This is a genomic window from Pseudomonas sp. (genome assembly GCF_051660785.1).
Classification (GTDB): domain Bacteria; phylum Pseudomonadota; class Gammaproteobacteria; order Pseudomonadales; family Pseudomonadaceae; genus Aquipseudomonas.
Genome location: NZ_JBOFQE010000084.1, coordinates 1 through 8797 on the forward strand (window position 1 = coordinate 1; position 8797 = coordinate 8797).

Sequence of the window (8797 nt, forward strand, 5' to 3'; positions counted from 1 at the left end):
TCGCACCGTCGCTCCCACAGGGATCGCATTCCTTCTGAAGGAACGCGATCAAACTGTGGGAGCGACGGTGCGACGATTCGACCTGCTCGCGATGGCGGCATCAGATTCACCACAAATACCAACATCCAGAAACAATTAAGCAGCCAATCGGCTGCTCAATAAACTGTTCCCGTTACGTTTACGTCACCCTCGCCAAGACCCTTCTGTGGCCTTTCTCTACGGCAACATGCCATCACGCTACTCACCTACACACTTTTAGTCGTCCGATGGGCGCACCAAAAAAGTGCAGGTCGTCAGCTCGTCGCCCTTTCCTGGATCAGAATCCACGGCGAAACCACCACTGCCCATAGCTGCGGGTCACGTTCAAATAGATCCAGCGCCCGCGTTTCAGAGAGCTTGGCGACCTTGTCGGAGGCCAGCCAGGCAGCCACTTTCTCACCTTCATCCGTCGCTACGGCTTCCGCGGCGGCGATCAAATCCAGGCCGGGATCGACCCACAATAGGGCACCCTTGGCAAAGAAGGGCTCCAACTCTTTCCACGTAATAGATGCGGTTTCACCAAGCAGCTTGGCATAGAGGGTGCTAGGTTCTTTATTCATGGGCGCTGTCCGGAAAAGAAATCGACGCGAATGATAACGTCGGTGGTCTGGCAGAAAAACCCGGATGCAATTGAGTCACCGAACGAAAAGAGCAGGAAAGCCAGGGAATGCTGCTGAATCAAGCAATTAGCCAGCTAACATCCCGCCGCTATTCTGTCTTTTTCTTTCAATAAAGCGACACCCTCTGGTTTTGCCCCCTGGCGCCAGCTTCCCAGGCTAACAATTGGCGCTCTACACTGTACCGGTACAGTTGCCGGGGGCATTTTCCGGAGGATATCGAAGATATCTGACCCGGTTCTGCTGCTACGGCGCCAGGACTATAAAAACTACAACAGTAAGAGTGGAGCACTATGACTAAGGCTACTAAGCAGATTTCCAAACTGTTTGCCGCTATGGTTCTGGCCGGGGTTGCCAGCCATTCGTTCGCAGCTGACACCATCAAGATCGGCATCGCCGGCCCTAAAACCGGCCCTGTAGCCCAATACGGCGACATGCAGTTCAGTGGCGCCAAAATGGCCATCGAACAGATCAACGCCAAAGGCGGCGTAGACGGCAAGAAACTCGAAGCCGTTGAATATGATGACGCCTGTGATCCGAAACAAGCGGTAGCGGTCGCGAACAAAGTCGTCAACGACGGCGTGAAGTTCGTGGTCGGTCACCTGTGCTCCAGCTCCACTCAACCGGCTTCGGACATTTACGAAGACGAAGGCGTGATCATGATCACCCCGGCTGCTACCAGCCCGGACATCACCGCCCGTGGTTACAAAATGGTGTTCCGCACCATCGGTCTGGACAGCGCCCAGGGCCCTGCCGCCGGTAACTACATTGCCGACTTCGTAAAACCGAAGATCGTTGCTGTTCTGCACGACAAACAGCAATACGGTGAAGGCATCGCCACTGCCGTTAAAACCACTCTCGAGAAGAAAGGCACCAAGGTCGCCGTGTTCGAAGGCATCAACGCCGGCGACAAGGACTTCTCCTCGATCATCGCCAAGCTCAAGCAAGCCAACGTCGACTTCGTCTACTACGGCGGCTACCACCCGGAGCTGGGTCTGATCCTGCGTCAAGCCCAGGAAAAAGGCCTGAAAGCCAAGTTCATGGGTCCGGAAGGCGTGGGTAACGACTCCATTTCGCAGATCGCCAAGGACGCTTCCGAAGGTCTGCTGGTAACTCTGCCGAAATCCTTCGACCAGGATCCGGCCAACATCGCTCTGGCTGACGCGTTCAAAGCGAAGAAAGAAGACCCGAGCGGTCCGTTCGTGTTCCCGGCCTACTCCGCTGTGACCGTGATTGCTGACGGCATCAAGGCCGCCAAGTCCGAAGACACTGCCAAAGTGGCTGCTGCCATCCACGCAGGCACTTTCAAGACGCCTACCGGCGACTTGGCCTTCGATGACAAGGGCGACCTGAAAGACTTCAAATTTGTGGTTTACGAGTGGCACTTCGGCAAACCAAAAACTGAAGCCAAGCCTCAGTAAGGCGTTGCCTGACTGACTGCCAATAAAGCCCACGGCGTGCCGTGGGCTTTGTTTTACGAATGTATTGGGCCGCGCTGGCGTGATCCGCCAGTCTCCCCACCTGAAAATCTCAAAACCGTCATCAGCGGTTCGCTGGCAAACCTCGCGTTCGAAGTGGATGCAGATCCACGGGGCTCGAGCGGGAAAATGACTCCACCAGTGAAATGCGTATCAGGTTTTTAGGAGCGCTGTAATGCCTGACATCTATCACTTCTTCCAACAGCTGGTTAATGGCCTGACCATTGGCAGCACGTATGCCCTGATCGCCATCGGCTATACGATGGTTTACGGCATCATTGGAATGATCAACTTCGCCCACGGCGAGGTGTACATGATCGGTTCCTACGTGGCGTTCATCGCCATCGCCGGGCTGACCATGATGGGACTCGACAGTGTTCCGCTGTTGATGACCGCCGCTTTCCTCGCGACCATCGTCGTGACCAGTGCCTATGGTTACAGTATCGAACGGATCGCCTACCGCCCCCTGCGCGGCAGCAACCGTCTGATTCCGCTGATTTCCGCCATCGGCATGTCGATCTTCCTGCAGAACACGGTTCTGCTGGCGCAAGACTCCAAGGACAAATCCATCCCCAACCTGATTCCCGGCAACTTTGTCTTCGGGCCAGGTGGCGCACATGAAGTGCTGATTTCCTACATGCAAATCGTGGTGTTCGTGGTGACGTTGCTCGCCATGCTCGGCCTGACGCTGTTCATCTCCCGCTCTCGCCTGGGTCGCGCCTGCCGCGCCTGTGCCGAAGACATCAAGATGGCCAACCTGCTGGGTATCAACACCAACAACATCATCGCCCTGACCTTCGTCATTGGTGCTGCACTGGCGGCCATCGCGGCCGTGCTGTTGAGCATGCAATACGGCGTGATCAACCCTAACGCCGGTTTCCTCGTCGGCCTCAAGGCCTTCACCGCAGCAGTACTGGGCGGTATCGGCAGCATCCCCGGCGCCATGCTCGGCGGGTTGGTGCTCGGTGTCGCGGAAGCCTTCGGTGCCGATATTTTCGGCGACCAGTACAAGGACGTTGTCGCGTTCGGCCTGCTGGTCCTGGTGTTGTTGTTCCGGCCAACCGGCCTGCTGGGCCGTCCGGAGGTTGAGAAAGTATGACTAGGAATCTTAAACAGGCGTTGTTCAGCGCCTTGCTGGTGTGGGCTGTTGCCTACCCGGTACTGGGTTTGAAACTGACCATCGTCGGCATCAACCTCGAAGTTCATGGCACCAGCAACGCAACGCTGATCACCATCGCCGTGTGCTCGGTGCTGATGTTCCTGCGTGTGCTGTTCGATCAGCAGATCAGCTCGGCCTGGCGTTCGTCGCCAAACATGCCGCTGATTCCGGCCAAGGCCAGTAACTTCCTGACCCTGCCGACCACTCAGCGCTGGATCATCATTGCGTTGATCGCCGGTGCCCTGGTGTGGCCGTTCTTCGGCTCTCGCGGCGCGGTGGATATCGCCACGCTGGTGCTGATCTACGTGATGCTCGGCCTCGGCCTGAACATCGTGGTGGGCCTGGCCGGTCTGCTCGATCTGGGTTACGTCGGTTTCTATGCCGTCGGTGCCTACAGTTATGCGCTGCTGTCGCATTACTACGGTCTGAGCTTCTGGATCTGCCTGCCGATCGCCGGCCTGATGGCGGCCACGTTCGGCTTCCTGCTCGGCTTCCCGGTGCTGCGTCTGCGCGGCGACTACCTGGCGATCGTGACCCTGGGTTTCGGTGAAATCATCCGTCTGTTCCTGCGTAACCTGACGGGTCTCACCGGTGGCCCGAACGGCATCAGCAACATCGAGAAGCCGACGTTCTTCGGCCTGACCTTCGAACGTAAAGCGGCCGAAGGCATGCAGACGTTCCACGAGTACTTCGGCATCGCTTACAACTCGATCAACAAGGTGATTTTCCTGTACCTGGTTGCCCTGTTGCTGGCCCTCGGTGCGCTGTTCGTCATCAACCGCTTGCTGCGCATGCCGCTGGGTCGTGCCTGGGAAGCGTTGCGTGAAGACGAAATTGCCTGCCGTGCGCTGGGTCTCAATCCTACGGTCATCAAGCTCTCGGCCTTCACCCTGGGCGCCAGCTTCGCCGGTTTTGCCGGCAGCTTCTTCGCTGCCCGTCAGGGCCTGGTGACACCGGAGTCGTTCACCTTCATCGAGTCGGCGATCATTCTCGCCATCGTCGTATTGGGTGGCATGGGCTCGCAACTGGGCGTGATCCTCGCGGCCGTGGTGATGATCCTGCTGCCTGAAATGATGCGAGAGTTCAGTGAGTACCGCATGTTGATGTTCGGCGCCTTGATGGTGCTGATGATGATCTGGCGTCCTCAAGGTTTGCTGCCCATGCAACGTCCTCACATGGAGCTGCGCAAATGAGCCGCGAGATCCTTAAAGTCGAAAATCTGAGCATGCGCTTCGGCGGCTTGCTGGCGGTCAACGGCGTGGCCCTGACCGTGAAGGAAAAACAGGTAGTTGCGTTGATCGGCCCTAACGGCGCCGGCAAAACCACGGTGTTCAACTGCCTGACCGGTTTCTACAAGCCGAGTGGCGGCAGCATCCTGCTGGACGGCGAGCCAATCGAAGGCCTGCCGGGCCACAAGATCGCCCTCAAAGGCGTGGTGCGCACCTTCCAGAACGTGCGGTTGTTCAAGGACATGACCGCGGTCGAGAACCTCTTGATCGCGCAGCACCGTCACCTGAACACCAACTTCCTGTCCGGCCTGTTCAAGACCCCGGGGTTCCGCAAAAGCGAACGCGAAGCCATGGAGTTCGCCGAGTTCTGGCTGGACAAGGTCAACCTCACGCAGTTCGCCAACCGCCCGGCCGGCACCCTGGCCTACGGTCAGCAGCGTCGCCTGGAAATCGCCCGCTGCATGATGACCCGCCCGCGGATCCTCATGCTCGACGAACCGGCCGCCGGCCTGAACCCGAAGGAAACCGAGGATCTGAAAGCGCTGATCAGCATGTTGCGAGAAGAGCACAATGTCACCGTGCTGCTGATCGAACACGACATGAAACTGGTCATGAGCATTTCCGACCACATCGTCGTGATCAACCAGGGCACGCCTCTGGCCGACGGTACGCCGGAACAGATCCGCGACAATCCTGAAGTGATCAAAGCCTATCTGGGGGAAGCGTAAATGCTGCAATTCGAAAACGTTTCCACCTTCTACGGCAAGATCCAGGCGCTGCACAGCGTCAACGTCGAAGTCCGCCAGGGCGAGATCGTCACTCTTATCGGCGCCAACGGTGCCGGCAAGTCGACCCTGCTGATGACTCTCTGCGGTTCGCCGCAAGCCCACAGCGGCAGCATCCGCTACATGGGTGAAGAACTCGTCGGCCAGGACTCGTCGCAGATCATGCGTAAAAGCATTGCGGTCGTGCCGGAAGGTCGTCGGGTGTTTGCCCGTCTGACCGTGGAAGAGAACCTGTCCATGGGCGGATTCTTTACCAACAAGGGCGACTATCAGGAACAGATGGACAAGGTTCTCGAACTTTTCCCACGCCTGAAAGAACGCTTTGCCCAACGCGGCGGCACCATGTCCGGCGGCGAACAGCAAATGCTCGCCATCGGCCGTGCGCTGATGAGCAAACCCAAACTGCTGCTGCTCGACGAGCCATCGTTGGGCCTGGCACCGATCATCATCCAGCAGATCTTCGACATCATCGAACAGCTGCGCAAGGATGGCGTGACCGTGTTCCTGGTAGAGCAGAACGCCAACCAGGCGCTGAAAATTGCCGACCGTGCGTACGTTCTGGAGAACGGCCGGGTGGTGATGACAGGCACTGGCGAAGCGCTGCTGACTGATCCGAAAGTGCGTGAAGCGTATCTGGGTGGTTGAGTTTTTGCGGTAAACAAAAAACGGCCTTCTGGCCGTTTTTTTGTGGCTGCCGAAAACCCTCCTGAGAATAAAGATCCCCTGTGGGAGCGGCGGTGCGACGATTCGACTTGCTCGCGATAGCGGTGTGACATTCAGCATTGATGTTGACTGACACTCCGCTATCGCGAGCAGGCTCGCTCCCACAGGGATTGTGGTGTTTTGAGGTTTTTTAAAAAAATTTGCATTGGGCTGTAACGCATCGCGATGACCTCTCTCTAGTGCGGTAAGCAAGCACAAACGCTTGCCAAACCAAGACCACTTTCGGAGAAACATCATGACTGCTACCACCCGCACCCTGTCCGCCACCGCCCTGGTTCTGGCCCTCGGTTCCGCGCTGAGCATGGCCGCTGTCTCCACCGTCCAGGCCGCCGACAACAGCAACATGGAAAAATGTTTCGGCGTGGCCATGAAAGGCCATAACGATTGCGCAGCTGGCGCTGGCACCACCTGCGCAGGCACCGCGAAAACCGACCATCAGGCCAACGCCTGGAAATTCGTTCCGAAAGGCACCTGCGCCACCACCGAAAGCAAGACCTCGCCGACCGGTTTCGGTCAGATGGAAGCCTTCAAAGCCAAAGCCTGATCCGCCTCCCAGCCTGAGTGTCGACCATGAACCATTCACCGTTCGGGCTCCCGCCCCGCGCCGGGCTGGGACTCAAGACCGGGCACTTTCGTGAAGTGCTCGGTTCACAACCGGACATCGGTTTCTTCGAAGTCCACGCCGAAAACTACATGGTGGCCGGCGGCCCTCTTCATCACTATCTGGGGTTGATCACCGAGCAGTATCCGCTGTCGCTGCATGGCGTTGGTTTGTCCATCGGTGCCGAAGGTCCGCTGGACCTTCAACACCTGCAACGCCTTGCCGAGTTGATCGAGCGCTATCAACCCCACTCCTTTTCCGAACACCTGGCCTGGTCCAGTCATGGCCCGGTGTTCCTCAATGACCTGCTGCCGCTGGCGTACGACAACGCCACGCTGAACCGCGTCTGCGAACACATCGATCAGGTGCAAACCACGCTCAAGCGCCCGATGCTGCTGGAGAACCCGGCGACTTACCTGGCGTTCAAGCGCTCGACAATCGATGAAGCCGACTTCATCAGCGAAGTCATTCGCCGCACCGGTTGCGGGTTGCTGCTGGACGTAAACAACGTCTATGTATCGAGCATCAATCATCAACACGATCCTTTGGCCTACATCGACGCCCTGCCCCTTCATGCGGTCGGTGAGATTCACCTCGCCGGATTTGCCGAAGACACCGACAGCCTCGGTGAGCGTCTGTTGATCGACGATCACGGTGCGCCGATCGATAACGCCGTGTGGGCGCTGTACGTGCAAGTGCTGGAGCGCGTCGGCCCGATGGCGACATTGATCGAACGCGACAATCAACTGCCGGCCTTCAGTGTGTTGCACGCCGAAGCGCGTCAGGCCGATGAGTTGTTGCGGTGCGCGGAGGTTCGGCCATGAGCACTCAAGGCGAGTTCGCGGCTGCACTGCTCGATCCGCAGCAGCCCTGCCCCGACGGATTATTCAGTGCCAATGGCGCCGATCCGGCCAGCCGTTTTGCGGTGTACCGCAACAATGTGCAGAGCTCGCTGATCAACGCACTGGCGGACAGTTACCCCGTGGTGATGCAATTGGTCGGTGAAGAGTTCTTCCGGGCCATGGGCGGGATCCATGTGCAAAACTCCCCGCCCCGCAGCCCGTTGATGAAGGGTTACGGCGATGATTTCGCAGCCTTCATCGAAGGCTTCGCACCCGCCGCCAGCGTGCCTTATCTGGCCGATGTCGCCAGGTTGGAGCGCCTGCGAGTCATGTCCTATCACGCGGCCGATGCGCAAGGCGTGGGTCATGAACAGATCGCCGCAGCACTCGCCGACCCAAAAGCCCTGAGCGAGCTCAGCGTCGAACTTCATCCCTCCCTCAATCTGTTGAATTCAGCCTGCGCCGTGGTCGCAATCTGGGCCGCGCATCAAGGGGAAGCGACGCTGGCGGGGATTGATCTGAACCAGAGACAACACGCGCTGGTGCTGCGCAACGGTCTGGACGTTGAAGTATTTGCCATCGAACAAGGTGCCAGCGCCTTCATTCAGAACCTGCAAAACGGCCTGTCGCTGATGCAGGCGCTGGAGGCCGCCCCCGCCTTCGACCTCAGCCAAACCCTGGCGCTGCTGATCAGCCGCAACGCCATCATTCACTTGCACAACAACAAGGTGTCGCCATGAACATCCGGACTGAATCACAGAACCCCATCGCCCGTGCCATTGCGCTGCTGGAGATGATCCCCCATAGCCTGATCGCCTTTATCGCGCGCTTCTCCATCGCCGCGGTGTTCTGGAAGTCCGGGCAAACCAAGGTTGAAGGCCTGGCCATCGACTTGTTCGACGGCTCCTTTCAACTGGGTGTGCCACATCTGGCCGATTCGACCATTCCGTTATTCCAGAGCGAGTACCACGTGCCTTTGCTGTCCCCGGAACTGGCAGCGCACCTGGCCGCCTTCGCCGAGCATTTCTTCCCGATGCTGATCCTGATCGGATTTGCCACGCGGTTTTCGGCGCTGGCGCTGCTGGGCATGACCCTGACCATTCAACTGTTCGTGTACCCCGATGCTTATCCAACCCATGGCACCTGGGCTGCCGTTCTGCTGTACCTGATGGCTACCGGGCCGGGCAAGGTGTCGATTGATCACCTGATCGCCCGACATTTCTCCCGCTAACACAGCCCCCTGTAGGAGTGAGCCTGCTCGCGATAGCGGTGTGTCATTCAGTGATGATGCTGACTGACACTCCGCTATCGCGAGCAGGCTCAC

At 58.4% G+C, this 8797-nt stretch carries 10 protein-coding genes; 9 read left to right on the forward strand and 1 reads right to left on the reverse strand.

What is annotated here, in order from left to right:
* Window positions 1-293: 293 nt before the first annotated feature.
* A complete protein-coding gene (locus tag ACRC4F_RS22350; protein WP_438661305.1) occupies window positions 294-599 on the reverse strand; it encodes a DUF2288 domain-containing protein in 306 nt (101 codons plus the stop codon).
* A gap of 350 nt (window positions 600-949) precedes the next feature.
* Between ACRC4F_RS22350 and ACRC4F_RS22355 the strand changes: the two genes are divergently transcribed.
* The 9 genes from ACRC4F_RS22355 to ACRC4F_RS22395 all read left to right on the forward strand — a co-directional run bounded on the left by ACRC4F_RS22355 (window position 950) and on the right by ACRC4F_RS22395 (window position 8704).
* The gene (locus tag ACRC4F_RS22355) at window positions 950-2077 is read left to right on the forward strand and encodes a branched-chain amino acid ABC transporter substrate-binding protein (protein ID WP_438661306.1); all 1128 of its coding nucleotides are present in this window, start codon (window positions 950-952) and stop codon (window positions 2075-2077) included.
* Window positions 2078-2309: 232 nt separating this feature from the next.
* Window positions 2310-3233: a high-affinity branched-chain amino acid ABC transporter permease LivH gene (gene livH / locus ACRC4F_RS22360; RefSeq protein WP_438661307.1), complete on the forward strand. Its 924-nt coding sequence runs from the start codon at window positions 2310-2312 to the stop codon at window positions 3231-3233.
* Window positions 3230-4486, forward strand: coding sequence for a high-affinity branched-chain amino acid ABC transporter permease LivM (locus tag ACRC4F_RS22365; protein WP_438661308.1), 1257 nt, complete (start codon window positions 3230-3232; stop codon window positions 4484-4486). Before livH ends, ACRC4F_RS22365 begins: the two co-directional genes overlap by 4 nt.
* A complete protein-coding gene (livG, locus tag ACRC4F_RS22370) occupies window positions 4483-5250 on the forward strand; it encodes a high-affinity branched-chain amino acid ABC transporter ATP-binding protein LivG (RefSeq protein WP_109628305.1) in 768 nt (255 codons plus the stop codon). The genes ACRC4F_RS22365 and livG overlap by 4 nt, the downstream gene beginning before the upstream one ends.
* Window positions 5251-5952, forward strand: a complete 702-nt coding sequence (locus ACRC4F_RS22375) for an ABC transporter ATP-binding protein (RefSeq protein ID WP_109628304.1) — start codon at window positions 5251-5253, stop codon at window positions 5950-5952.
* 313 nt (window positions 5953-6265) lie between these two features.
* Entirely contained in the window at window positions 6266-6574 is a 309-nt protein-coding gene (locus ACRC4F_RS22380) for a BufA1 family periplasmic bufferin-type metallophore (RefSeq protein ID WP_438661309.1), read from the forward strand.
* 26 nt (window positions 6575-6600) lie between these two features.
* Window positions 6601-7455: an MNIO family bufferin maturase gene (bufB, locus tag ACRC4F_RS22385; protein ID WP_438661310.1), complete on the forward strand. Its 855-nt coding sequence runs from the start codon at window positions 6601-6603 to the stop codon at window positions 7453-7455.
* Entirely contained in the window at window positions 7452-8213 is a 762-nt protein-coding gene (locus ACRC4F_RS22390) for an HvfC/BufC N-terminal domain-containing protein (protein ID WP_438661311.1), read from the forward strand. The genes bufB and ACRC4F_RS22390 overlap by 4 nt, the downstream gene beginning before the upstream one ends.
* On the forward strand, window positions 8210-8704 hold the full coding sequence (locus ACRC4F_RS22395) for a DoxX family protein (RefSeq protein WP_438661312.1): 495 nt from the start codon (window positions 8210-8212) through the stop codon (window positions 8702-8704). The genes ACRC4F_RS22390 and ACRC4F_RS22395 overlap by 4 nt, the downstream gene beginning before the upstream one ends.
* Window positions 8705-8797 lie beyond the last annotated feature (93 nt).